Below are 23,791 nucleotides of genomic sequence, written 5' to 3' on the forward strand. Positions count from 1 at the left end.
AATATAATCCACCTGCTATGCGGGTGCGCGACGTTAGTTATACAAAAAATCACCTTTCCTTTATAATAGAGGTGTTCAGGCCACTATTAAAGAAAGGAAAGGTGATTTCAATGGCAAAGCAAACGAATTCGCTCGCACATACGAAGTGGATGTGTAAGTATCACATCGTCTTCACCCCCAAGTATAGAAGAAAAGTTGTTTATAATCAATACAAAAATGATTTGCGGGATATATTGAAACAATTGTGCAGTTACAAAGGAGTGGAGATATTGGAAGGGCATCTGATGTCAGACCATGTGCATATGCTGGTAAGTATACCGCCGAAAATCAGTGTATCATCATTTATGGGATACTTGAAAGGAAAAAGTGCGCTGATGATGTTTGACAGACACGCAAATTTAAAGTATAAGTTTGGGAATCGTCATTTCTGGTCGGAAGGATACTATGTGAGCACAGTCGGATTAAATGAAGCCGCGATAAAGAAGTATATACAAGAACAGGAAAAAGCGGATATTATGCAAGACAAACTCAGTGTGAAAGAATATGAAGACCCTTTTAAGGGTCAAGGCTGAGTAGTACAAACACCCCTTTAGGGGCAGCGACGAGTCAATAGCAATGTGGCTTGAACGGAGCCGTGGGAAGGCTACAAAGGGTAGACTTCCCATGGCGTAAAAAGAGAAAGCCAGCGCCTTGAGGCGCGGCCAAGTAGGGCGGGCTTAGAGCCCGCGTCCCGAGCCACCTGTTTTACGGGTGGGGGCGACTGTAATTTCTCAAGATAAAAGACCGGTGAGATGAATGGAAAGAAGAAAATAGGCGCATATATAACGCTGGACGGCGAAAAAGAATTTCGCAGCGCAAACAGCAGGAAGCGCAAACACAGTGGATACATTAAGAAAAAAATTGAGCAGGCACAGAGTATGCCGGATGAGATGAAAAATTTATCTGATATCATAAAGAAATCGCTGTAAAAGTAGCCGAATACAGTAGAATAACTATTACGATTATCTCAGGGAAGGAATTCTGGAATGTATCTGTACAGATACGAACGGAAAAAGTACTGTTGGAAACAGTACAGGCAGGAGATACAATGTCAGGCATAGCACAACGTTTATAGCTGTCCTAAACCGTGTTTTGTGTTGTACTTTGTGCTGCATTTTAAAATATTTTAGTGCCTTGTTTTCCATTTTTTTCTGCATTTCCGGGAGAGCGTGACGATATATTTCTTTTAATATGGAATCATTTCTGAGATGTTTTACTTCATTTTTAATGGGTACATATCAAATTGCACTGCCATTACCTCGGCAGTCTGTTTATCAGATTGCTCAGGCTCATCACAGGTAAATAATCCATAAACGTGTTTCTGTTTTTGCTTTCCCGTTTTGGAATCGATGACAGCCTTTCCACTTTTGTCAAAAATCGGCTCGTAATGACTGAACATCTGGCACCGCCAGGAACCAGATGGTAATTTTTTGCCGTTGGCATAAACATCATCTTCTTTGGTATAAAAATAAGAGCGCACAAATGTTTTGTGTTGTGCGGCTTTATCGAAGATGATACAATATTCTTGTGAGAGAACACCGCATAATCTGCGGATTGTGCTAGAACTGCTCCGGTATTGACGTACCGGGGCGGTTGACATTTAACGTATATTTGCTATATTATACTTAACAAGGGAGCCGATAGCTGGCTGAAACCTAGCTATATCGGCAAATATGTATTACAAAACAGCGCTACACTTTGCGGGTGAAGGCGCTGTTTTTTGTTATGTTTATTGATGGTTATAACAAGGGTAATAGAAGCAACTAGCATAATAACAAAGGTAAATAAATCGCTGTATGTTACATACATAGGCACCAGCCCCTTTCTCTTCTGAGTAGGTGGCTGCATATCGCCCTATTGGTCCCCAGGGTAAATATACTATTTTGTATCGCCCCAGACGGATCCGGGGCGAGGTTTCTGTTTTATTGTAAGCCGTTAATTCTCAAACAGTTGTTGTATGCAAGCTCTTGCAACATTTTATATAATGGCTGTACATTAAATTTTTTGGGAAATTCCAGTTTGTGGGAAACATACTGAACTTCATGCGCAGTAAGGTTTGCGGTTTTGATGTATGTAAAGGTAAGTTCGCTGTCATCAAAACCAAATCCTGCTGTTTCTATTGTTACATCAACTATAGAAAAAAGGTTTATAGATTCTACACGCATTTTTGTCCCAGTAGCCCCCTGTTTGTCTGTGAAGATGATTCTCTTGTCTGTAAAAATCAGAGCGTCACGAATCAGTTTAAACCCGGTTTGAATAACTTCCCCACTCATCAGGTACATGCCATATTCCTGCTGTAATTGCTCTACAGGAACTTCACTGTAATTGTTTAGCCCGCCTTGCAAGATATTCCCTCCAGCTGCCCCCGCCGCAGACTTTGCACTGTTTAACATATCTTTCATTCCAAATGCCATACTATTCCTCCTCTTTATCTTTTGCCCGTATTAAAAACACCACTTATATAAACGCCATAGCGGTTATACCTTTTCCATGACTGCCAGATTTGGCAGAAAATAAATCACGTAATTATCTACAGTGGTATATACGCCATATTTATCACGACAGCATTCAATACACTCCTGTAAACATTCTTCAGTTACTTCCAGAAACTCCGCAATCTCATATCTGTTTTGGCACCCTGCCTTGTATGCTTTTATAATCCCAGAGATTCTTACAATGTCAGAAACTTTCATGCCTTTTTCTTCCATTAATGCTCTTAGTATTTCTGCTCTTTGTTCCATAACGAGTACCTTCTTGATTTGATATTACAATATTGCGTTATAAATTTAAATAAGAAATTGCAAAATATTGCAAAAAATATGTTGATGATTGCGCAATATCAAAGGAGAAAGGAGGAAGCCAAAAAGCTTATGAGGGCAACAGATCCGGAGATATGGGAGCTGTATGATAAAGTTTGCGACTGGGAATATGTGAGATATAAAGAGGCGTATGAGCAGATAAACGGACATTTCGTATCGCTGGAAGAAAATGAGCAGGTAAGACAATAGGCTGAAACCGTTGTAAAGCAGACGAAAAGGAGAGATTAAAAACATTATCCGGTCAATGGGATTTTCTGTGGATATAGGCGGCGGAAGAATAGCTTTTACTCCGCTGGCAGAATATTATCAGAAATATCTGGACAGAGCCTGTATGGATATTGTATCCGGGGCGTTTGATTACAACACGGTTCTGCGGCGTGTAGTAAAGGAAATGACAGCCTCTGGGCTGCGTACAGTCGATTTGCTTCTGGGTATAGTTGTCGTACTCCTGTGGCAGTACGGCGTGCAATTATGACAGGTGTTTCTTAGCTATCGGCACAGATTAATGAGAAGATAGCAAAGGATTATTTAGGTACAGATACCTTTGAAGTTACCTGGCACGCAGGGCACAGACCTTCCCATTGGTGGAGCGGGAATGTGTATACGAAGCAAGAATTGGTTTCAGTATGCGGTTTGGGAGATGTATCCGGTCTTTGCGGTGCAAACTGCCGGCACAGTTATATGGCATTTGTGAAAGGGTATTCTGTCCGTACATATACACCGGAGCAGCTTCGGGAACTAGAGAGAAAAGAGCAGCAGACAAGATTGTATAATGGAAAAGAATATACGCCTTACCAGGCTTCACAGATGCAGAGACAAATGGAAACAAAAATGCGGAACCAGCGGGCATATGTGAAAGGACTTCAGCAGGGTGGGGCAAGTACAGATGATGTTATTGCAGCAAAAACCAGATATTTGAATACCCTTCACCAGTACCAAAATTTTTCAAAGAAAATGAAACTGCCAGAGCAGATGGAACGGGTGTATATGGATGGGCTTGGAAGAGTGGCATTTGGGACGACAAATTATACAAAATTTATTGCAAAAAAATCTAGTATTGCTATAATAAAAGAAAAAGAGAGCAAACTAAAGATGAACCTACAGTTTTTTTCTGAAAAGGATATAAAGAATCAGGAATCAAATTCTTTAAAACGTGCGATTAGAAAATATCAAATAAGAATTGAGGAACATGAAGCAAAGATTTCTGACCCTAAAGTATTTTATCCCGAATGGGACAATTATGATACCCGGTATCAAGAAGGTCTAAAACGCCACTGGAACAAAGAAATTCGTAATTTCAGGCAATCTATTCAAGATAGGATAGAAGAATTGAAAAGTAGAGGTGATTATCATGAGTAAATTAAGTGAAGAATCTTTAAAGTATATTATTGCCCGACTTGTTGATAATGCCAATGATGCTGTTGAAGAAAGTGAAAAAGATAAATCAGACACGTTTAATCAAGGGCGCCGTTTGGCATATTATGAAATGTTGGATATTTTAAAAAGTGAATTAGATGTCAGAGATGCCGACTTGAAAGAATTAGGATTAGATTTTGATGTAAACAAAATTGCATAGGCGTTGTTTTTGCCTATGAAAAATGTACAATGCAGTAAAAGGGAAAAAGATGCAATCCCTGAAGTATAGATGCCATTCATTCTTCGGAGTGAGTGGTATTTTTATACTCATTTTTAGGAGGTAGAATGACAAAAATCACATACACAGAAGGCGGCGTTATTTTTTCCGGGCATGCCGATAATCCTATTGTCTGTCATGCAATTTCTGCTATTAGCCAGATGGTAGCGAACTATGTGGCAGACAATAATTGGGGGAGCGTATTATTGGCAGACGGTTATTTGGAAATCAGAGACGTAAATGAAAAATACTGCGGAAATGATTTGTTTAAAGCTATGAGCAAAGCGCTTGAGGATATAGAGGAAGAATATCCTGGAAACGTAAAAATTGAATACAGATAAGAGAATAAGAGAGCTTGGAGACAGGTTCTCTTTTCATATGTCCAAAACGTGATGACGTGAAAAGCTCGGGAGCCTGTCGAGGCGAAACGGAGGTAAAGAAAGATGAGAAACAGAATGTACTTACAGCTTTTTGAAGACGGCGCAGGAGCTGGCTCTGCAGGAGGGCAGGGCAACAATGCCGGGGGTGGTAACGGTGGCCAGAACGGAAACGCCGGGAGTGCTTCCGGGGCACAAGGATCCGGAACATACACCTATGAGCAGGCGGAAGAGATTGCAAGTGCACAGGCCAGTAAAGCAGAACGCACAGCACTGGCTGATTTTTTCCGTAAACAGGGAATGACAGAGGATGAAGTAACACAGGCGATCCATGATTTTAAAACGCAGAAGGCAGCAAGGCAGCCCAATATAGATGATCTGCAAAGGGAGCTTGCAGAAGAAAAGGCTAAAAACTCTCAATATGAGAACGAGAAGATCTTAAGCAAAAAAGGGGTCAGATCGGAAGATTTGGATTATGTTATTTTTAAGGCGGATCAGATGGTGGATGACAAGATAGATTTTGCAAAAGCAGCGGATAAATTTTTAAAAGAAAACCCACGCTTTATAGGCGGAACTGGAGGTATAGGCGGAACGTATAGAGTAAGCACAGGAGCCCAATCAAGTGGCGCTTCTGGTACAGACAATCCAAATGATAGTATTAATGCTGCGATAAGAAGAGCAGCAGGAAGGTAGGTAAAAAATGAACAAAAACAGAATGAATTTAAGACGGTTTGAAGATGATGCGGTTATCATTGACCGTACCGGGGCGGATACCCTCATCCCGGAAGAAAAAGCGAGGGAAATTATTCAGGGAGTTGTGACGCAGTCTGCAGTACTGGCGCAGGGAAGGCGTCTTCCGAACATGTCCAGCAAGACATATAAAATGCCAGTGCTTGACATGCTGCCATTGGCGTATTTCGTAAACGGGGATACAGGACAGAAACAGACGACGAAAATGATGTGGGATAAGAAATTTATCACAGCAGAGGAAATTGCTGTTATCGTGCCGATTCCAGAAGCAGTATTGGATGATTCTGATTATGATATTTGGGGAGAGGTGCACCCAAGAGTGCAGGAAGCATTTGGAAAAGTAATTGACGGCGCAGTATTGTTTGATGTAAATAAACCGACTTCATGGAGAGATGGGATCGTGACAACTGCGACAAAGGCGACCAGTGTAGTAACGATTGGATCATCGGACGATCTCTACGATAAGATCATGGGTACAGACGGAGTAATCGCTAAGGTTGAAGAATCTGGTTTCTTTGTTTCCGGACACATGGCGGACATTACCATGAGAGCAAAATTAAGAGGATTGAAAGATACCACAGGTCAGCCTATCTTTAAGGCAGATATGCAGGGGGATACAAGATATTCTTTGGATGGTTCGCTGATGAATTTTCCGAATAATGGATCTTTTGATAAATCGAAAGCTCTTATGATCTCAGGTGATTTTTCGCAGCTGGTCTATTCGATCCGGCAGGATATTACGTTTAAGTTGTTTACAGAAGGTGTTGTTCAGAACACAGATGGATCTATAGCATACAACTTAATGCAGCAGGACATGGTGGCGCTGCGTGCTGTAATGCGTCTTGGCTGGGAGATTCCAAATCCTATTAATTCCGTGCAGTCCAATAAAACAAAACGCTGCCCATTTGCAATTTTAAAGGCGGGGGAATAAACCCCTCGCCTGCAAAGGCTGTACGCAGCGCGAGGGGCGGACTAAAAACAGCGAAGAACTAACAAGGGAGGCGAAGATATATGTATGAACCGGATTATGTATATTACCGCGACACATATAACGGAACGATCATAGCGGACGAAGAGATTTTTAAAAAATTTGTTGTAGATGCAAATTCGTACATCAATATGATTGTACGCCGCAGTGCTAATACAGAGGAGGAAGAAAATCTGTTGAAGTATTGCGTGTGCAAAGTCGCAGATTTGCTTTGCCAGGATATGGAAGTCCGAGCAGGATATAGCGGTCGTATTATAAAATCGGAAAATACAGACGGATATTCAGTCAGTTTTTCGGACGCCGGATCCGAAACAATTCAAGCGCGTATATATAATACAATCCGCCGCTACCTTGCGGGAACACGCTTAGTGTATCAGGGGGTGGGATGCTGTGCTGACAAATGCTGCCATTACAATTTTTAATCAATTTGCGGATATGGAAACTAGAAAAATGGTATATATCCCACACTATATCGAGGCTGTCTGGCTTCATACGGACCAGGAAACAGCCAGTGTTGATGGCGGTCTGGTAAGTGCGGATAAATACCTAATAAGAATACCCTATGCATATTGCAAGGCGTGGCTTCGTCCTTCTGACCTTATGGATCTGGCGGAGCCGGGAGAAAAGTGGACTGTACAAAACGATGATTTTTTCAATGTAGGGAAATGGTCTGGTGCGGAGAAAGTAAGCGGGATAGCGGAAATAAAGAAAGGCTTTTCTGGTGAAGTCGGAAAGGTGTTGAGCCATTCTGAAAACTTTTTGCTTAATGTGAAAATGAGTCAAATGTAAAAAATACATCCCGGGGCAATCCCAGGGGAAAGAATATTGTATCATCTTCCTCATTTTTTCGTGTTGCATAGCTGCCCTAAACCGTGTTTTTTAGGCTATGTATCTGAAAATTAGAACCAGCATGAGAACTGCGTAAACCCGCATATTTGCAGGGGGAATCAAAAAAACCTGTAATCCATAGGACTACAGGTTTTATGCGGAAGAAGAGACTTGAACTCTCACAGGATTAACTCCCACTAGAACCTGAATCTAGCGCGTCTGCCATTCCGCCACTTCCGCCGACAAAATATATCCTATCACAATAGGGCAATTTTGTAAACCCCTAAATTCAATTTTTTATCACGTTTTTTATCAGGAATTTTTTGGGGGAAGTTTGTTATTTTTAGCAGCAAAAATCATAGTATCTGACACTGTATGGAGGAAGGAGACATTGTCCTTCCAGAGTTCCTGCTGCTCCAGTTATAAGTTCATGGTAATTTCCGGACACTCTGTTGTCGTATGCTGTGTAAGGATGTTCTGAAGCATTAATGGCAACGAGAAGTCTTTCATTTTCTGTTCTGCGCTCGAATATAAGCTGGTGATTGGTAATGAGTATGTTTTCATATCCGCCGCTGCAAAGTGCAGGACTATTTTTGCGGATGTGGATCAGCGTACGGATGAAATCTGTTAATTCATTGGCATTAGGAGCAGAAAAACAAGGACGCAGGGCATGATCACTGCCTGGTGCTTTTTCTCCTTCTTCTCCCCATTCACTTCCATAGTAAATGCAGGGAATGCCAGGCATTCCAAAAAGGAGGCCGTATGCAAGAGGGAGATGTTTCTTATTTGTCAAAATACTGGCGATACGGGTAACATCATGATTGTCTACAAAATTCATCAAGTGTTTTCCTCGATAGAGACACCACGGTTCTTTCCCATATTGACGATTTAAAGAATGAGCGATCTCAAATAGATTCATACAGTTAAAACTGGAATAGATACCTTTATAACATTCGTAATTTGTACAGCTGTGCAGCATTTCGTCATTTACAATAATATTATAATCACCAAAGAGTACTTCTCCGATCAAAGCAAAGCCCGGCTTTATTTCTTCGCAGTATCTGCGCAGACTTTTCATGAAATCGTGATCTAGGCTATAAGCCACATCCAGGCGCAGTCCGTCGATGTCAAATTCCTGGATCCAGAATTTTACACAATCTAACAGATAGTTTTTCACTTCCGGATTTTGTAAATTCAGTTTTACCAGTTCAAAATGTCCTTCCCATCCCTCATACCAAAAACCGTCGTCATATCCGCTGTTCCCGTCGAAATTGATGTAAAACCAGTCTTTATAGGGAGAATCCCACTTCTTTTCCTGTACGTCTGAAAAAGCCCAGAAGCCTCTTCCTACGTGGTTGAAAACCCCATCCAATATAATTTTTATATGGTGTTCATGCAAAATTTTGCAAATTTTTTTGAAATCATCGTTGGTGCCCAGGCGGCAGTCGATTTTTTTGAAATCTCTTGTGTCATAGCCGTGATTGTCAGATTCAAAAACCGGATTTAAAATAATGGAACCAATTCCAAGCTGTTCTAAATATTCGCTCCAATCTCCAATCTTTTGGATACGTGGTACGCAGAGCCCGTCATTGTGCGCCGGTGCGCCGCAAAAACCAATTGGATATATCTGATAGAAAGTTTCGTTATAAGCCCACATAATTCGTACCTGCCTTTTTACTTGTTTTCATAATTATAGCATAAGTGTGCAGAAGAAAGTGGATTTTCTGTTTTGAAATTAGTTTGTTTAGTATAAGCCGTATAGTAATAATGAAGCAAAAAGTAACTTTTTGATAAGAAACAGTGCGAAGAACAGGGAACAAAAATTAGGTTTCTAATTCCTGTGGACAACATGACAACAGGTGTTTGCGAATAATCTGCTAAAGGGAGGATTAAAATCGGTAAAAATATAGAGGGAAAAATATGAAAAAACTTGACACAAAGCCAGACAAGTACTATAATAGTACAGCATGACATAAGGAGAAACAGTATACACCAAAGCCCCGGAGTGTACTGATTTCATATATAAAAGTAATGTTATAGATGAGATTATTAGTAGGAGGAATACCCATGAAAACGTATATGGCTAACCCTGACAAGATTGAAAGAAAATGGTATGTGGTTGACGCAGAAGGGTGCACATTAGGACGCCTTGCTTCTGAAATCGCAAAAGTATTAAGAGGCAAAAACAAACCAGAATATACACCACACATTGACACAGGAGATTATGTGATCGTTGTCAATGCAGAAAAAGTAAAAGTGACAGGTAAGAAATTACAGCAGAAGATTTACTACAATCACTCTGATTATGTAGGTGGTATGAGAGAAACTACACTTGCAGAGATGATGAATAAGAAACCGGAAAAAGTAATTGAGCTGGCTGTTAAAGGAATGCTTCCAAAAGGACCTATGGGTAGAGACATGATCAAGAAGCTTCATGTGTATGCTGGACCAGAGCACGCAAATCAGGCTCAGAAGCCAGAAGTACTGACATTTTAAGGAAAGGTTGAAAGGAGGACATTACAGTGGCTAACGCAAAATATTATGGAACAGGAAGAAGAAAAAAATCTATCGCAAGAGTATATCTTGTACCTGGAACAGGTAAGATCACGATCAATAAGAGAGATATCGACGAGTATCTCGGACTGGAAACATTGAAGGTTGTTGTACGCCAGCCGCTTGTTGCGACAGGTACAGTTGATAAATTTGATGTATTAGTAAATGTACGTGGAGGCGGATATACAGGTCAGGCAGGCGCGATCCGTCACGGTATCGCAAGAGCGTTGCTGGAAGCTGACGCTGATTACAGACCAGTTCTGAAATCCGCAGGTTATCTGACACGTGATCCACGTATGAAAGAACGTAAGAAATACGGTCTCAAGGCAGCTCGTAGAGCTCCGCAGTTCTCTAAACGTTAATCATACGTTTCGGAACGTACAATTTCAAAAGAATTTTCAACTCCTCAGGACTGCGGTTCTGAGGAGTTTGCTTTTTACTTTAGCGTTACTACATAATTATAAATGAAAAGGTAAATTAGTTATGTAATTAAGAATACTACGTTATTTTTTGACAGTAGCAAAAGAACAAAGTTTTACAAAGGCGGCGGGAAATTACATAGCACACAACCAACCCTATCTAGACAGCCTGCTGTGTTTGAAGAGGAGTTAGATAACACTCTGTTTGTCCGCAAAGGAAAAAGTATTACGCTTACAGATGAAGGGATATTCTTAAAGAGAAGGGCATTGGAAATCCTTAATTTGGAAGAACTAACGTTGGAGGGACGTGATTATATCAGAATAAAGGACAGCGATCATTGGGGAGTGAGAATGTATCCGGATGATCTGCTGGCTGATAAGGAATATATAGAGAAGAAAGACCTTTTGAATAAATCGCTTATTTTACAGGAAAGAATGGGCGTTCAGAGTGGACTTGCAAACTGTGTGATTGCCTGGAGAAGAAATATTCCTTATTCGCAGGCAGTAAATAAGATGATAAAAGAAATCAATGCCTTCCAGGTATAAAAATAAATACAATATAAGTATTGGACATAATGCGACTATGAATTGTAAAATAGATGTGCAGGATAAGAAGATATCTTGTACATCTATTTTTGTAAAGGAGACGGATTATTATGAGAAAAAGATTAGTGGCATATTTTAGTGCAAGCGGAACAACGAAAAAAGTAGCAGAAATGATCGCAGATAGTGCAAAGGCAGAACTGTATGAGATTACACCAAAGATTTCCTATACAAATGCTGATCTTGATTGGAAGGATAAAAACTCTAGAAGCAGTATAGAGATGAATGATAAAAAATTCAGACCAGAAGTAGTAGATAAAGATATAGATATCAATGCCTATGATGAAATTATTTTAGGTTTTCCCATCTGGTGGTATGTAGCACCGACAATTGTAAATTCCTTTTTAGAAAAATATAATTTTTCAGGTAAAAAAATCATTTTGTTTGCTACTTCCGGTGGAAGTGGATTTGGAAATACGATAAGAGAATTGCAGCCTTCTGTACCGGACTGCATGCTTACAGAAGGAGAGATATTTAATAATGTGACGAAGCAGAAAGTTGCTGAATGGGTGGATACATTATAGGATTGGAAAGATGTAATATGAAAAAATGATACAGACAGCAGGTGAAAAATCATTAGAGGAATTTACACCACAATTTGCTCATTTTACTGATGATGTCCTTTTGGGATAGAACTGGAACAATCTTCCCTCAGGTGTACAGCATTGGCATGGAGCAGCACCGGACGAATGGCAGCTTGGGCTGATTCTGATTATATTAGGAATTATGAATTATCTTCTTATGATTTATTATGATAAACTGCTCTTTAAGATAAAGCCTGACAATATGGATCTTTGGCTTGGATAATTTTAAAAACAAAATTTCGACTCCTCAGGACATTAGTTCTGAGGAGTTTTTTCAACGGGAAGCTGTAACTGTGTGATATATTCTGTTTCATCAGAAGTTGTGTGAATATCGATCCATAGAATTTCTAATAAGTTGCCGAGAATCGTGAAATTATGAGAGTGCGCATATTGTGCAAGCTGTTGTCCCCAATAGGCGCTTTGCTTATAATTCCCACGATAGGTGACGCAGAGATAACTGCCTCCGTCGATGCTGTCTGCTCCGTCTTCATCTATGAGAAAAACAGATTGATAGGAAAGTATTTTTTTGTTTAACAGAGATGACAGAGAAATCATAGTTCCGATCTGATTGCTTCCGATAATATACAGTCGGTTTTGATTTAAGTTGATAAGCTGCTTGATCAAAAGATCCATCTCTTCTTCGTTTTCGTATCCTTCGGGAAGACGATGACAATGCCGAGGCGGGATATTTATTAAGTGGATCTCATTTAAAGGCAGAGATAATGCGGAACGAATGTTGTTTAATCTGTGATCTACATTTTTTTGCAGTTTTTGCAGATACTGCATTTGCTTTTCGATTACTTCTTTTTCATCTTTCAGCATAGAAAGTGAGGATGAAACAGTATGCTGATCCAAGTATTTACGGATCTGTTCCATCGTAAAACCAATGGAACGCAGGTCTCGGATTACATTAAGCCGCCAGATGTCGTGGATACTATAATACCGATATCCGGTTTTGGAACGTTGCGGTTTTATGATTCCGATTTCTTCATAATAACGTATGGAATCTACACCGATTCCATATAATTTAGAAATTTCGCCGATTTTAAAAAATTTTTTCATATTCCTATATATCTCCTTGACTCTAGTATTATACCAGAGTATATAATTGCTGCATAGATTCAATCATAAATTGATGAAAGGAATTAAAAAAATGCGTTCAGTTTTAAAAGAACTTAAATTATCATCAGTAGTATTTCTTTTATTGGGCAGTGCGATATTAGCATTTGGACTTTATAATATCCATTCTGTATCTAATGTTACAGAGGGCGGGATCTTAGGGCTGACACTTCTTTTGGAATATTGGTTTGGTATTTCCCCGTCTGTTTCAGGATTTGTGCTGACAGCATCCTGTTATTTTTTGGGGTGGAAATTGTTGGGAAAACTTTTTCTTGCATATTCTTTTATCTCTTCCGTTGGGTTTTCTGTTTTTTATAGAATTTTTGAACAGTTTGAACCACTGTTTCCGGATATTGGTACAAAGCCACTTTTAGCAGCAGTTGTAGGCGCTTTATTTGTAGGGGTGAGTGTTGGGATTTGTGTCCGGGTTGGCGGGGCGCCAACAGGAGATGATGCGCTTGCGATGAGTTTGGAAAGAGTGTTTCCATTAGATATCCAATGGATCTATTTGATCAGTGATCTGATCGTATTACTTGTATCGCTTACGTATATTCCGGTGAGCAAGATTGTGTATTCGCTCTTGACCGTTATCTTGTCGGGACAGATTATTGGTATTATACAAAAGATCCAATTTCCTAAAGCAAATCCTTCGAGCTTAAATGACCATCAACAATGTTCCGATTCCGATTAAAATACAGCCGGCGAAAGATTTGGCTGTAAAATCTTCATGCAAGAAAACAAATGCCAGTACTAAGGTGATAATTACACTTAATTTATCTATTGTGACAACTTTTGAGGTATCTCCTATTTGTAAAGCCTTATAATAACATAGCCAGGAAGCGCCTGTTGCCAGGCCGGAAAGTATGAGAAAGAGCCAGCTCTTTTTGGGAATATCAGATAAACCGTGTTGCGCATTGGTTAGAAAAACCATTCCCCAAGCCATGATAACAACTACAATCGTACGAATAGCAGTTGCTAGATTGGAGTTGACTTCCTGTATGCCGATTTTTGCCAATATGGAGGTTAATGCTGCAAAAAATGCAGAAAGTAATGCAAATATAAACCACATATTACGATTGCCTTCTTTTTGTTAAGTATGAAGTGTGCAGATGTCTACATATCTGCACACTTTTATTATCTCACTAATGAAAAGGAGAAACAAGAACAAATTGTGGGAACAAGCAAGTTGCTATTGCCGAAATAAGAGAATATAATTATATCCGTATAACAATATAAAGAATGGCAGTTATGGAGCTGGGAAACAAAGAACAATGGAAATGGATAAGAGAGGTGTGCGTGAATGAAAGAGATTCCGATTGTATTAGAAGAATTGCAGCGTTTGGCGATGCGGGATGAGACCGTTCGTCAGCGATTTCTGAAAACGAGAGAGGAGACAGACCCTGTGTCGGCATTTTGCGGTCTCTGCCGCGATATGGGATATGAATTATACGAGATGGAGTTGATCTGTGCCGGAGAAGAATTCTATGCAAATATGAAAAGAAGTACGAATGGTGGTGGAGAAAATTCTCCTGTTTTGGCTGGGGCAGATGATTTCTACGAAATGTTTTTTGCGAATATCAGCAAAAAGTCCTCACGCTCTTAAAGGGTGAGGCGGATGGGATATGCATACAGATTTCATTTGTCTTCGTCTGTCTGTTCTTCACGCTGATACGTGATCAGGCGGCCGATATCTATTTGAAGGTAGTAACATAGTTTGCAGAGCAGACCGACATCCAACCTCTGAAACTCGTTGCGGCAGTATCTATTGAAGTTAGAACGGGGAATATCTAAATCTTTGCAGATCTTATTTTTGGAGATGTGCTTTTCTTTTAGTATTTCTTCTATATGAAACTCCAAATGGCCGTAGTACATTCAAATTCTCCTTTACAAATTTACTTTAATTATATATAATGAGGTGGTAAATAGTAAGTCACTGTATAAGGACTCACTATATAGTTATCCTGGCGGAAGTTTCTTGGCGAATCAGAGGTGATAGAGTATGCGGGAATTACTTGGGCAATTGAAACTATGCATGGAAAATCTGAGTTCTTGTGTGGGCATGGAGAATTCTCTGGATAGATATGGAGAGGATACGCAGGGCGAGGAACTGGAGGGACAACTTGATAGATTTGAAGCAGAGATACAGTATTATTATCTCAAAAATTTATCATATTTATCAGAACAGAAGATATGTGGGGGAAATTTTATAGAATATCTTGTACAGTATAGAAACATAAAAGAACAACTTTTAGCACATATATAGTGAAAAAATGAGGGTATTACTTTTCAGGAAATCTTTCCTGCAGAAGTAATACCCCTTTTATTACAGAAATGGTTTAATTAAATGGTTTCGCCGTTTTTATATTTTTGCAGTACACGCTGAATACGTTCGTTTGGATTCAGCAGAGAATTGATAGAACCATCATGGTTCAATGTATCGATCAAAAGAGCGATATATTTGCTCATATCACAACTGATATAGTAAGGCCTGGAGAGCAGTTCCGGAGTCTGATAGATGAGATTTGTCGTGAGGATCCCTGTTATGAGACCGTTCTCATAGGCTTTATCAAATTTTTCCATTCCATTTGTGAACAGTCCGAATGTAGCCGCAGCAAAAATACGCTTTGCCTTACGGCGTTTTAACTCTGTGGCAACCTCGATGATACTGTCACCGGAGGAGATCATATCGTCAATGATGATGACATCTTTCCCTTCTACGGAGCTACCCAGAAATTCATGCGCTACGATAGGATTTCTTCCGTCTACAATTCTGGTGTAATCACGCCGTTTATAAAACATACCCATATCCAGACCTAGGACATTGGCGAGATAGATCGCGCGGTTAGTACCGCCTTCATCGGGACTGATCGCCATCATATGGGCGCTGTCGATCTGTAAGTCTTTTACATGCCTTAAGAGACCTTTGATAAATTGATAGGTAGGGGATACGGTTTCAAAGCCACTTAAAGGAATTGCGTTCTGCACTCTGGGATCATGGGCGTCAAAAGTGATAATATTGTCTACACCCATGTGTACGAGTTCCTGGAGAGCGAGAGCACAGTCCAAAGATTCTCGTCCGCTTCTTTTATGCTGCCGGCTCTCATATAAGAAAGGCATGATCACATTGACACGCCGACCTTTTCCGCCTACAGCGGCAATAGCGCGTTTTAAATTCTGAAAATGATCATCCGGCGACATATGATTGGTATTTCCTGAGAGTGAATACGTGATACTGTAATTACATACATCGACTAAGATATACAGATCTTTGCCGCGTACAGATTCTGCGATGATTCCTTTTGCCTCACCGGAGCCGAATCGGGGCGTCTTGGCATCTATGATAAAAGAATCTTTTTCGTAGCCGGCGAAAGCAACGTCATCCTTATATTTAGAGGCGCTTTCTTTTCTCCATTTTACAAGATAATCATCCACTTTTTTTACCAGCTGTTCACAGCCGACAACGGGAATCAAACCCAGTGCGCCAACTGGAATGTTTTCTAAAATTCGTTCTGTTCGACTTAACATGAATAGTCCTCCCTGTTTTTTAACTTCTTTTTGATTCTTATATCATCTCCGACCAGTTTGAGCAGTGTATAATTACTTGTTATCCTTGAGAAAGCGCGCTCGGTATATAGGTCGGCAAGCGCTTCCAGAGAAAGGTTAGTAGAGATAATGGTCGATCTTTTATCGATCAGCCTTTCATTGATACAGGTGAAAAGCTGGGATGCTATAAATGAATTTGTATATTCTGTGCCCAGATCATCTATGATCAATAAGTCACAGCTAAAAATATACTCGAACATGTTGTGCGCGTCAATATCATTTTTGTCAAAAGTATTCTGCGCAAGGATATGAAAAAATTTGGGGGCAGAAAAATATAGGACGGAGAATTCTCTGTCCATCAGCTCCTTTGCGATACAATTGGAGAGAAAGGTCTTCCCTATTCCTACGTCCCCGTAGAGAAACAGATTGTGAAATTCTGTTCCAAATGTATCTGCGAAACGGCGGCATACCTGCAGGGCATCTGCTGTCAGATCTCTGGAAGAACGGCCCGTTTTGCTGTCGAAATAATTTTCTGAATAATAATCCAGCCGGAAGGTGCTGAAATTTTCTTCCGCCAGGATTTCCTTTAAATTAGACTGTTCATAGAGCAGATCAGTGACTGCTTTTTTGAAACAGTGGCATTTCTTTCCATCTATGTATCCTGTATCGCGGCAATCGGGACACTCATAGACAGGCTCTAGATAATCTTTTGGAAAACCGGCGCTAAGAAGAAGCTTCTCTTTGCTGCTGCGAAGTATTTCCAGTTCTTTTTTTAAAGAGCATATATCCTTTTCTGCTCCATTTAAGAGCCGTCTTCCATATTGGATGGAAAGTGTTGATATAGATTCGTCCAGTTCCTTGAATTCTGGCAGCTTTTCATATACAGTCTGATAACGTCTGGTCAGTATGTCGTGGCTTTTAAACTGTTTTTGTTCATAAGCTCTCATGATCGTCTGATATTGCGAATTTTTTAATCCCAAGGTCGTTGCTCCTAACTTAATTACTGTTTAACAGTTTCTCTTCCAGAGAGTCCATATCATAGGAACGTCTCTCAAAGTTATTGAGATTTTTTGTGACCGGTTTGGTCTTGCGGACACTTTCTTTCTGAGAAGATTTTTTCTTTAAAAAGTCTTCGTCAAGTGTAAGAATATCCTTTAGATGTTTTACATTTGCTTTTTGCCATTTGGATAATATAGTATCCGTATATTCAAAACTTGGCTGATGAGTCGCGGCGATCGTGCGGCGGCAGGCTTCCTGTATGATATCCAGAGAAAAACCAAACGTTTCAGTCCATTTCTTAATATAGGAAAGCTCAGAGGCCGCAGGACCACGCCCTTTGATACCAAATGCATTGAGGATAGTATAGCAGTTTTTGTGATAGCATAGGGACTGTTCTTTTGCCTGTGCGACTGTTGTGATCCCACCATCCGACCAGGAAAGAGCGACTTTTTGTATGTAATGGATACTTTTATGCCCATTCTCTACGCAGGTCTCGATCAGGTATTCGATTAGATCCGCAGACATATGAAGCGTGTCATAAAAATAGGTAATGGCATCTATCTCTGTATGAGATAAAGTTTTCCCCAGATATTGCTCTGCGATAAAAAAAAGAGATTTTAACTCTTTTTGTGCTTTGAAAGAATCCAAAGGGATCGTGTTTGGCACGGTTTGCCCTGCTGGCACGCAGTGTCTTTCCGGGACTGACGCGGCGGCAGGGACAGCAGCAGAGGAAGTTTCTTTCAAGGCGGAAGGTGTGCCTGATAAAAGAGGCGTCTTTTGCAGTTCGATCCCGGATATTTTGCCGTCTTCATCTTTATCCAACAGCAGAAGGCCTACGGTTTCCCAGTAACGAAACGCACGCAGAACATCGCTTTCTGTGTTTTTCAGGCAGTCAGCGATAGACGAAATCGTCAATGAAGAACAAGGATCATCAAGATGCCGCAGTAAAAATAAATAGACTTTCACAAATTCTCCATTTGCATTTATCATATAATGATCTATAAAATCATTAGATAGAAGCGTTGCGTTTGCCTGGTATTTATTTTTTAAAGTCAGAGTTTTCATAGAACCTTGTCCCACCTTTTAGTTTCATAATTTTATCATTGGTACAGTTGGTATTATAGCATTTAACCATTGCTGAAAAAAGTACTTTTTCAAAGGAGAGACAAGGTTTTTTGTAGATAACTCTGTGCAAAAGATGTGGATAACTACTCTTTTAAGAGTTCTTCCCCTACGGTTACAATGTCTCCGGCTCCCATAGTTATTAACAAATCTCCGGGCATGCAGTGTGCCTTTAAGAAAGCCTTGATCTCTTTAAAGCTTGAAAAATAATGTGCGTCTGTTCCTGCTTTTTTTACTTCTTTTGCCAGGTCAGCAGAGGAGATGCCGAGAGTATCGGTCTCTCTGGCGGCGTAAATATCTGCCAGAATAAGGTGATCTGCATGGGAGAGCGCATCTGCGAATTCGTGGAAAAAGGCCTTTGTACGTGTATAGGTATGGGGCTGGAATACACACCACAGGCTATTGTGCGGGTAGTGCTGGGCTGCCTTTAAGGTGGCGGTGATCTCCGTTGGGTGGTGGGCGTAGTCGTCTACGATAGTGATCCCGTTTAGCATACCCTTATACTCAAAACGGCGGTCCGTGCCGGAAAAAGAGAAAAGCCCTTTCTTGATCGTATCCATAGGAATGTGCAGAAGTTCAGCTACGGCGATCGCCGATAAAGCGTTGGATACATTATGGTCTCCTGTCACAGATAAGACGATATTCTCTATTAACTCTCCGTGTTTTAGTAAATCAAAGGATACACAGCCCTTCTCGTCATAGCAGATATTGGTGGCGCTGTAATCAAAAGAAGCGGAAGAACCATAAGTGATGAGATGGCAGGAGAGCCCTTCGTAAATTTCCGTATGATCTTTAATGTCTCCATTGATGACTAATGTGCCTTCAGGAGGAAGAAGCGCTGCAAATTGATGAAATGAATGGCGGATATCCTCCAGATCTTTAAAGAAATCTAGATGGTCTTCTTCGATATTTAAGATTACGCTGATCTTTGGGAAAAAGTGAAGAAAACTATTTGTATATTCACATGCTTCTGTGATAAAGGTACCAGAATTTCCCACACGGATATTCCCGCCGATGGCCTTTAATATACCTCCCACAGAAATAGTGGGATCAAGATTTCCTTCTAATAAAATATGAGAGATCATGGATGTAGTTGTTGTCTTTCCATGCGTGCCGGAGACAGCGATGGGAGTCTCGTAGTTCTTCATCAGCTGACCAAGCAGTTCTGCACGTGTAAGCATAGGGATCTTGTGTGCGACAGCCTCGATCAGTTCTGCGTTGTCACGGCTGATGGCAGCGGTATACACGACACAGTCGATGTCGTCAGTGATATTGGAAGCTTTTTGCCCATAGATGATATGTGCTCCCTTCTCCATAAGATGCTTTGTGAGCGCAGATTCTTTTGTGTCAGAACCGGATACGGTGAAACCCTCTTTTAACAGTATTTCGGCAAGTCCGCTCATACTGATGCCACCGATTCCGATGAAATGAATGTGTATAGGTTTTTGAAAATTGATTTTATACATAGAAAATGCCCCTTTAAAAAATAATTTTGAAAAATCTGGAAAATAGTCATAAATTATAAGTGCTTTTTATATTATACTATATATGGGAAATTTTTAAAGAAGTTCTTTTTGTACTAATTTAACAAAAAGCGTAAAAAAAAATACAAAAAATTGTAAAAATTATTCGCAAAAGAGAAAAGTATGATATAATAAATACATCTAACTAGAAATGAGGTGACGCAATGTTTAAAAAAGAAATGATTGCTATGTTGTTAGCGGGTGGACAAGGCAGTCGTCTGGGGGTTCTTACAGCTAAAGTGGCCAAACCGGCCGTGGCATTTGGCGGTAAGTATCGTATTATTGATTTTCCGCTTAGTAACTGTATTAATTCCGGGGTGGATACAGTAGGTGTTTTGACACAGTATCAGCCTCTTAGACTAAACACACATATCGGAATCGGTATTCCGTGGGATTTGGACCGGAACATTGGAGGGGTGACGATCCTGCCGCCGTATGAAAAGAGTACAAATAGTGAGTGGTATACAGGTACGGCGAATGCAATCTATCAGAATTTGGACTACATGGAGACATACAATCCGGATTATGTACTGATTCTTTCGGGAGATCATATTTATAAGATGGACTATGAAGTTATGCTGGATTTCCATAAAGCAAATCGTGCGGATGTCACGATTGCTGCCATGCCTGTCCCGATGGAAGAGGCCAGCCGCTTTGGTATTGTTGTCACAGATGAGGAAAGCAGGATTAAAGAATTTGAAGAAAAGCCGGAGAAACCAAGCAGTAATCTGGCGTCTATGGGGATTTATATTTTCAGCTGGCCAGTCTTGCGGGACGCGCTGATACATCTGAAAGAACAGCCTAACTGTGATTTTGGAAAACATGTTATCCCATATTGCCATGAAAAGGGAGACAGGCTGTTTGCCTATGAATATAACGGGTATTGGAAGGATGTAGGAACTTTAACTTCTTATTGGGAAGCAAATATGGAACTGATCGATATCATTCCGGAGTTTAATCTATATGAAGAATTTTGGAAGATTTACACGAACAGTGCGAATATTCCGCCGCAGTATATTGCAGAGGACGCAGTGGTAGACAGGTGTATCATCACTAATGGATCTGAGATACACGGAGAAATACATAATTCCGTTCTGGGCGGAGGCGTGACAATAGGAAAAGGAAGTGTGGTCAAAGATTCTATTATCATGCAAGGGGTGAAAATAGGAGAAAACTGCGTGATAGAAAAAGCAATCATCGCGGAAGATACGGTGATCGGCAAGAATGTGACTATTGGTATCGGAAGTGAAGTTCCAAATAAGCTAAAACCCAATATCTACAGCGGCGGACTGGCTACGATCGGAGAGAATTCGGTGATACCGCCGGATGTGCAGATTGGTAAGAATACTGCCATAAGCGGCGTGACATCCGCTGAGGATTACAACGATGGGGTACTCGCAAGTGGAGAAACATTGATAAAGGCAGGTGAACGGGTATGAGAGCAGTTGGAATTATTTTAGCGGGCGGAAGCAGCAGAAAAATGAAGGAACTTACGGCAAAGAGAGCGGCGGCTGCTATGCCGATCGCAGGCAGTTACCGTGCGATAGATTTTGCTTTGAGCAATATGTCAAATTCTCATGTACAGAAAGTAGCTGTTCTGACACAGTATAATGCCAGATCTTTGAATGAGCATTTGAATTCATCTAAATGGTGGGATTTTGGAAGAAAGCAAGGGGGAATGTTTCTTTTTACTCCTACGATCACGACGGACAATAGTAATTGGTACCGCGGCACGGCAGATGCAATCTATCAGAATCTGGATTTCCTGAAACGATGTCATGAACCGTATGTGATCATTACTTCTGGTGATGCAGTATATAAACTAGATTACAATAAAGTGTTGGAATATCATATAGCAAAGAAAGCAGATATCACTGTTGTGTGTAAAGACTTAGGGCCGGAAGAAGATGCGACACGTTTTGGAACAGTACGCATGAATGAGTCGGCGCGTATCGAAGAATTCGAGGAAAAGCCGATGGTGGCTCATTCCCGGACAATCTCTACCGGAATATATATTATCCGCAGGAGACAACTGATCGACCTCGTCGAACATTGCGCGGAGGAAGAACGACATGATTTTGTAACCGATATCCTGATTCGTTATAAGAACTTGAAGAAGATATACGGTTATAAGATAAACAGCTACTGGAGTAACATCTCAACCGTAAATTCCTATTACCAGACTAACATGGATTTCCTGAAGCCGGAGGTGAGAAATTATTTCTTCCGGGAGCTTCCAAGTGTGTATTCCAAGGTGAGCGATCTTCCGCCGGTCAAATATAATCCGGGCGCTGTAGTGAAGAACAGCCTTATAGGAAGCGGAAGCATTGTGAATGGAACGATTGAAAACTCTGTTATCTTCAAGAAAGTCTTTGTTGGAAACAATTGTGTGATCAAGAACTCTATTATCTTAAACGATGTTTATCTAGGGGATAATACATATATTGAAAATTGTATTGTCGAGAGTCGTGATACGATAAGAGCGAACACAAGACATGTCGGTGAGAATGGTGTGAAAGTGGTAGTTGAGAAAAACGAGCGATATGCATTATAAGGGTTTCAGCATTAATGCAGGCAGAGAAAGGAGACTTGAGAGGTATGCAGATAACAGATGTGCGCGTACGCAAGGTGGCAAAGGAAGGAAAACTCAAAGCAGTCGTTTCTATCACGATCGATGATGAATTTGTTGTTCATGACATTAAGGTGATAGAGGGGGAGAAAGGATTATTTATCGCTATGCCGAGCAAAAAGGCATTGGACGGTGAATACAGAGATATTGCCCATCCGATCAATTCGGGAACAAGAGAGCGTATTCAGAGAACGATATTGGAAAAGTATACAGAATCTCTGGAAGAAGAGCCCGAAGTGGTTGTAGGGGAAATGTAAATACAAAATATACAAAATAGAAGAAAGACTGTCGGTGTCTGATAGGAGCATCGGCAGTCTTTTTTTGAAATCAGGGCAGGCGGTTCAGCCTGTCGATTTGAAAACAAAGCGTTTTTTGCGTGTAAGGGTGAGTGAACTCCAGTCGATAGGCAAACAGCTGCAATCCTTGTTGACAGAGAAAAAGCGGCGCTTCCTGCAAGGAGGATATATTGCCATATTTTCTGTCTCCGACGATAGGGCAGCCTATGTGTGCCATTTGTACTCGGATTTGGTGATGTCTGCCTGTGTCAAGCTGTATTTCTGCAATTGCCAGGCCGCCGTTTTTTTGCAGGATCTTATAGTGGAGACGAGCAGATTTTGCACCTGGTGTATCAGGTGTACAGATGCGAGAAGTATTAGTGCGTCCGTCCTTTATCATAGGATTGATTAGATCGGCTTCTAAAATATCCGGTGTCCTGCTCAAAAGCGCGCGGTAATACTTTCCGAATCTTTTTGTCTGCAGCTGTTGGTTTAGTTTCTTTGCGGCATCAGCTGTTTTGGCAAAGACAAGAATACCTTCCACGGGCTGATCCAGACGATGGATGACGGCCAGATAAGGGGGCCTCTTGCCATGGGTCTGCACGGAAAGATGGTTTTTTAGCAGACTGACAAGATCGGGCTGTGAAAGAGAGCGGCTCTGTACAGGAATACCGGCAGGTTTTAAGCATACAAGAATGTGCGGATCTTCGAATAAAATATCAAGATTCATAGAAATTCTCCTTTTGGAACAGATTCTTGGAATTCTCTCTAAAATTGTGTCAAAATGATTATCGTATAAAAGAAATGAAAGGTCAAGTGCTGACGCGCAGTATAGACAATAAGGTTGACAATCCGTGTGATTTCAAGTAAAATCACAGGTACAGCCGGCGAAGAAGAGGCTTTGTATATGTAAATCATACCGCCGAGAGTTCCGGTCCCCTGGCGGGGAGGGGAAGTCCCGGCGATTTTGTTGTAGAAAATGATGAGG

At 40.7% G+C, this 23,791-nt stretch carries 32 protein-coding genes, 1 tRNA gene and 2 pseudogenes; 22 read left to right on the forward strand and 13 right to left on the reverse strand.

Annotated elements, in window-relative coordinates; translation table 11 throughout:
- Window positions 1-110: 110 nt before the first annotated feature.
- Both tnpA and BN3282_RS14975 read left to right on the forward strand, forming a co-directional pair.
- A complete protein-coding gene (tnpA, locus tag BN3282_RS03485) occupies window positions 111-572 on the forward strand; it encodes an IS200/IS605 family transposase (protein ID WP_059066596.1) in 462 nt (153 codons plus the stop codon).
- A gap of 219 nt (window positions 573-791) precedes the next feature.
- On the forward strand, window positions 792-968 hold the full coding sequence (locus BN3282_RS14975; RefSeq protein ID WP_162858207.1) for a hypothetical protein: 177 nt from the start codon (window positions 792-794) through the stop codon (window positions 966-968).
- Between the two features lie 284 nt (window positions 969-1,252).
- On the opposite strand, the gene BN3282_RS14980 is transcribed toward BN3282_RS14975, so the two are convergent.
- The 3 genes from BN3282_RS14980 to BN3282_RS03500 all read right to left on the reverse strand — a co-directional run bounded on the left by BN3282_RS14980 (window position 1,253) and on the right by BN3282_RS03500 (window position 2,780).
- Complete coding sequence (locus tag BN3282_RS14980) at window positions 1,253-1,639, reverse strand: hypothetical protein (protein WP_147337199.1); 387 nt, start codon at window positions 1,637-1,639, stop codon at window positions 1,253-1,255.
- A gap of 322 nt (window positions 1,640-1,961) precedes the next feature.
- Window positions 1,962-2,453 (reverse strand): PH domain-containing protein, encoded by a 492-nt coding sequence (locus BN3282_RS03495; protein ID WP_082667447.1) that lies wholly within the window; start codon window positions 2,451-2,453, stop codon window positions 1,962-1,964.
- Between the two features lie 63 nt (window positions 2,454-2,516).
- Complete coding sequence (locus BN3282_RS03500) at window positions 2,517-2,780, reverse strand: hypothetical protein (protein WP_059066720.1); 264 nt, start codon at window positions 2,778-2,780, stop codon at window positions 2,517-2,519.
- A gap of 129 nt (window positions 2,781-2,909) precedes the next feature.
- Between BN3282_RS03500 and BN3282_RS14985 the strand changes: the two genes are divergently transcribed.
- The 9 genes from BN3282_RS14985 (at window position 2,910) to BN3282_RS03540 (ending at window position 7,395) form a co-directional block, all read left to right on the forward strand.
- Window positions 2,910-3,047: a hypothetical protein gene (locus tag BN3282_RS14985; RefSeq protein WP_162858208.1), complete on the forward strand. Its 138-nt coding sequence runs from the start codon at window positions 2,910-2,912 to the stop codon at window positions 3,045-3,047.
- Between the two features lie 34 nt (window positions 3,048-3,081).
- Entirely contained in the window at window positions 3,082-3,333 is a 252-nt protein-coding gene (locus BN3282_RS15390) for a phage minor capsid protein (RefSeq protein ID WP_267304055.1), read from the forward strand.
- 38 nt (window positions 3,334-3,371) lie between these two features.
- On the forward strand, window positions 3,372-4,217 hold the full coding sequence (locus tag BN3282_RS03510; protein ID WP_408606314.1) for a phage minor capsid protein: 846 nt from the start codon (window positions 3,372-3,374) through the stop codon (window positions 4,215-4,217).
- Entirely contained in the window at window positions 4,210-4,434 is a 225-nt protein-coding gene (locus BN3282_RS03515; RefSeq protein ID WP_059066723.1) for a hypothetical protein, read from the forward strand. The genes BN3282_RS03510 and BN3282_RS03515 overlap by 8 nt, the downstream gene beginning before the upstream one ends.
- Window positions 4,435-4,559: 125 nt before the next feature.
- Entirely contained in the window at window positions 4,560-4,832 is a 273-nt protein-coding gene (locus tag BN3282_RS03520; protein ID WP_059066724.1) for a ribosomal-processing cysteine protease Prp, read from the forward strand.
- A gap of 102 nt (window positions 4,833-4,934) precedes the next feature.
- Entirely contained in the window at window positions 4,935-5,561 is a 627-nt protein-coding gene (locus BN3282_RS03525; RefSeq protein ID WP_059066725.1) for a hypothetical protein, read from the forward strand.
- A gap of 7 nt (window positions 5,562-5,568) precedes the next feature.
- On the forward strand, window positions 5,569-6,549 hold the full coding sequence (locus BN3282_RS03530; RefSeq protein WP_059066726.1) for a phage major capsid protein: 981 nt from the start codon (window positions 5,569-5,571) through the stop codon (window positions 6,547-6,549).
- Window positions 6,550-6,629: 80 nt separating this feature from the next.
- Window positions 6,630-7,028 carry a head-tail connector protein gene (locus tag BN3282_RS03535; RefSeq protein ID WP_059066727.1) on the forward strand — a complete coding sequence of 133 codons (399 nt, stop codon included), beginning with the start codon at window positions 6,630-6,632 and terminating at the stop codon, window positions 7,026-7,028.
- Window positions 6,997-7,395 carry a DUF6751 family protein gene (locus BN3282_RS03540; protein ID WP_059066728.1) on the forward strand — a complete coding sequence of 133 codons (399 nt, stop codon included), beginning with the start codon at window positions 6,997-6,999 and terminating at the stop codon, window positions 7,393-7,395. Before BN3282_RS03535 ends, BN3282_RS03540 begins: the two co-directional genes overlap by 32 nt.
- 195 nt (window positions 7,396-7,590) lie before the next feature.
- On the opposite strand, the gene BN3282_RS03545 is transcribed toward BN3282_RS03540, so the two are convergent.
- Together BN3282_RS03545 and BN3282_RS03550 are read right to left on the reverse strand one after the other, a co-directional pair.
- A tRNA-Leu gene (locus BN3282_RS03545) sits at window positions 7,591-7,674 on the reverse strand.
- A gap of 103 nt (window positions 7,675-7,777) precedes the next feature.
- Window positions 7,778-9,091 carry an alpha-amylase family glycosyl hydrolase gene (locus tag BN3282_RS03550; RefSeq protein WP_059066729.1) on the reverse strand — a complete coding sequence of 438 codons (1,314 nt, stop codon included), beginning with the start codon at window positions 9,089-9,091 and terminating at the stop codon, window positions 7,778-7,780.
- A 410-nt stretch (window positions 9,092-9,501) separates the two neighbouring features.
- On the opposite strand from BN3282_RS03550, the gene rplM reads away from it, so the two are divergent.
- From rplM to BN3282_RS15550, 5 genes and pseudogenes are all read left to right on the forward strand, one after another.
- Window positions 9,502-9,930 carry a 50S ribosomal protein L13 gene (gene rplM / locus BN3282_RS03555; protein WP_059066730.1) on the forward strand — a complete coding sequence of 143 codons (429 nt, stop codon included), beginning with the start codon at window positions 9,502-9,504 and terminating at the stop codon, window positions 9,928-9,930.
- A 26-nt stretch (window positions 9,931-9,956) separates the two neighbouring features.
- The gene (rpsI, locus tag BN3282_RS03560) at window positions 9,957-10,349 is read left to right on the forward strand and encodes a 30S ribosomal protein S9 (RefSeq protein WP_059066731.1); all 393 of its coding nucleotides are present in this window, start codon (window positions 9,957-9,959) and stop codon (window positions 10,347-10,349) included.
- Window positions 10,350-10,482: 133 nt separating this feature from the next.
- Window positions 10,483-10,952 (forward strand): annotated as a pseudogene (locus BN3282_RS03565) (LysR family transcriptional regulator).
- A 110-nt stretch (window positions 10,953-11,062) separates the two neighbouring features.
- On the forward strand, window positions 11,063-11,533 hold the full coding sequence (locus BN3282_RS03570) for a flavodoxin (protein WP_059066733.1): 471 nt from the start codon (window positions 11,063-11,065) through the stop codon (window positions 11,531-11,533).
- Between the two features lie 25 nt (window positions 11,534-11,558).
- Window positions 11,559-11,639: pseudogene (locus BN3282_RS15550) on the forward strand (carboxymuconolactone decarboxylase family protein); the annotation flags it as partial.
- Between the two features lie 209 nt (window positions 11,640-11,848).
- Here BN3282_RS15550 and BN3282_RS03575 read toward each other — a convergent pair.
- Complete coding sequence (locus BN3282_RS03575) at window positions 11,849-12,655, reverse strand: MerR family transcriptional regulator (protein WP_059066734.1); 807 nt, start codon at window positions 12,653-12,655, stop codon at window positions 11,849-11,851.
- Window positions 12,656-12,746: 91 nt separating this feature from the next.
- Between BN3282_RS03575 and BN3282_RS03580 the strand changes: the two genes are divergently transcribed.
- Window positions 12,747-13,403: a YitT family protein gene (locus BN3282_RS03580; RefSeq protein WP_059066735.1), complete on the forward strand. Its 657-nt coding sequence runs from the start codon at window positions 12,747-12,749 to the stop codon at window positions 13,401-13,403.
- Here BN3282_RS03580 and BN3282_RS03585 read toward each other — a convergent pair.
- The gene (locus BN3282_RS03585; RefSeq protein WP_059066736.1) at window positions 13,368-13,781 is read right to left on the reverse strand and encodes an EamA family transporter; all 414 of its coding nucleotides are present in this window, start codon (window positions 13,779-13,781) and stop codon (window positions 13,368-13,370) included. The genes BN3282_RS03580 and BN3282_RS03585 overlap by 36 nt on opposite strands.
- Window positions 13,782-14,012: 231 nt before the next feature.
- On the opposite strand from BN3282_RS03585, the gene BN3282_RS03590 reads away from it, so the two are divergent.
- Complete coding sequence (locus BN3282_RS03590) at window positions 14,013-14,315, forward strand: hypothetical protein (RefSeq protein ID WP_059066737.1); 303 nt, start codon at window positions 14,013-14,015, stop codon at window positions 14,313-14,315.
- 32 nt (window positions 14,316-14,347) lie between these two features.
- Here BN3282_RS03590 and BN3282_RS03595 read toward each other — a convergent pair whose 3' ends face one another.
- A complete protein-coding gene (locus BN3282_RS03595) occupies window positions 14,348-14,584 on the reverse strand; it encodes a helix-turn-helix domain-containing protein (RefSeq protein WP_059066738.1) in 237 nt (78 codons plus the stop codon).
- A 127-nt stretch (window positions 14,585-14,711) separates the two neighbouring features.
- Between BN3282_RS03595 and BN3282_RS03600 the strand changes: the two genes are divergently transcribed.
- The gene (locus BN3282_RS03600) at window positions 14,712-14,975 is read left to right on the forward strand and encodes a hypothetical protein (RefSeq protein ID WP_059066739.1); all 264 of its coding nucleotides are present in this window, start codon (window positions 14,712-14,714) and stop codon (window positions 14,973-14,975) included.
- 77 nt (window positions 14,976-15,052) lie between these two features.
- Here the strand turns inward: BN3282_RS03600 and BN3282_RS03605 are convergent, their stop codons facing one another.
- From BN3282_RS03605 to murC, 4 genes are all read right to left on the reverse strand, one after another.
- Window positions 15,053-16,237: a ribose-phosphate pyrophosphokinase gene (locus BN3282_RS03605; RefSeq protein WP_059066740.1), complete on the reverse strand. Its 1,185-nt coding sequence runs from the start codon at window positions 16,235-16,237 to the stop codon at window positions 15,053-15,055.
- A complete protein-coding gene (locus BN3282_RS03610) occupies window positions 16,231-17,235 on the reverse strand; it encodes an ATP-binding protein (RefSeq protein WP_059066741.1) in 1,005 nt (334 codons plus the stop codon). The genes BN3282_RS03605 and BN3282_RS03610 overlap by 7 nt, the downstream gene beginning before the upstream one ends.
- 16 nt (window positions 17,236-17,251) lie before the next feature.
- Window positions 17,252-18,319 carry a DnaD domain protein gene (locus tag BN3282_RS03615; protein ID WP_059066742.1) on the reverse strand — a complete coding sequence of 356 codons (1,068 nt, stop codon included), beginning with the start codon at window positions 18,317-18,319 and terminating at the stop codon, window positions 17,252-17,254.
- A 143-nt stretch (window positions 18,320-18,462) separates the two neighbouring features.
- Complete coding sequence (murC, locus tag BN3282_RS03620; RefSeq protein WP_059066743.1) at window positions 18,463-19,842, reverse strand: UDP-N-acetylmuramate--L-alanine ligase; 1,380 nt, start codon at window positions 19,840-19,842, stop codon at window positions 18,463-18,465.
- 221 nt (window positions 19,843-20,063) lie between these two features.
- Here murC and BN3282_RS03625 point away from each other — a divergent pair, with 221 nt between their 5' ends.
- From BN3282_RS03625 to spoVG, 3 genes are read left to right on the forward strand one after another with little or no spacing between them, the layout of a single operon-like run.
- Window positions 20,064-21,338, forward strand: coding sequence for a glucose-1-phosphate adenylyltransferase (locus tag BN3282_RS03625; protein WP_059066744.1), 1,275 nt, complete (start codon window positions 20,064-20,066; stop codon window positions 21,336-21,338).
- A complete protein-coding gene (glgD, locus tag BN3282_RS03630) occupies window positions 21,335-22,453 on the forward strand; it encodes a glucose-1-phosphate adenylyltransferase subunit GlgD (RefSeq protein ID WP_059066745.1) in 1,119 nt (372 codons plus the stop codon). Before BN3282_RS03625 ends, glgD begins: the two co-directional genes overlap by 4 nt.
- 44 nt (window positions 22,454-22,497) lie before the next feature.
- Window positions 22,498-22,785 carry a septation regulator SpoVG gene (spoVG, locus tag BN3282_RS03635; protein WP_059066746.1) on the forward strand — a complete coding sequence of 96 codons (288 nt, stop codon included), beginning with the start codon at window positions 22,498-22,500 and terminating at the stop codon, window positions 22,783-22,785.
- A gap of 70 nt (window positions 22,786-22,855) precedes the next feature.
- Here the strand turns inward: spoVG and BN3282_RS03640 are convergent, their stop codons facing one another.
- Complete coding sequence (locus BN3282_RS03640) at window positions 22,856-23,533, reverse strand: RluA family pseudouridine synthase (RefSeq protein ID WP_059066747.1); 678 nt, start codon at window positions 23,531-23,533, stop codon at window positions 22,856-22,858.
- Window positions 23,534-23,791 lie beyond the last annotated feature (258 nt).

This window comes from Mediterraneibacter massiliensis (genome assembly GCF_001487105.1).
GTDB lineage: Bacteria > Bacillota > Clostridia > Lachnospirales > Lachnospiraceae > Mediterraneibacter > Mediterraneibacter massiliensis.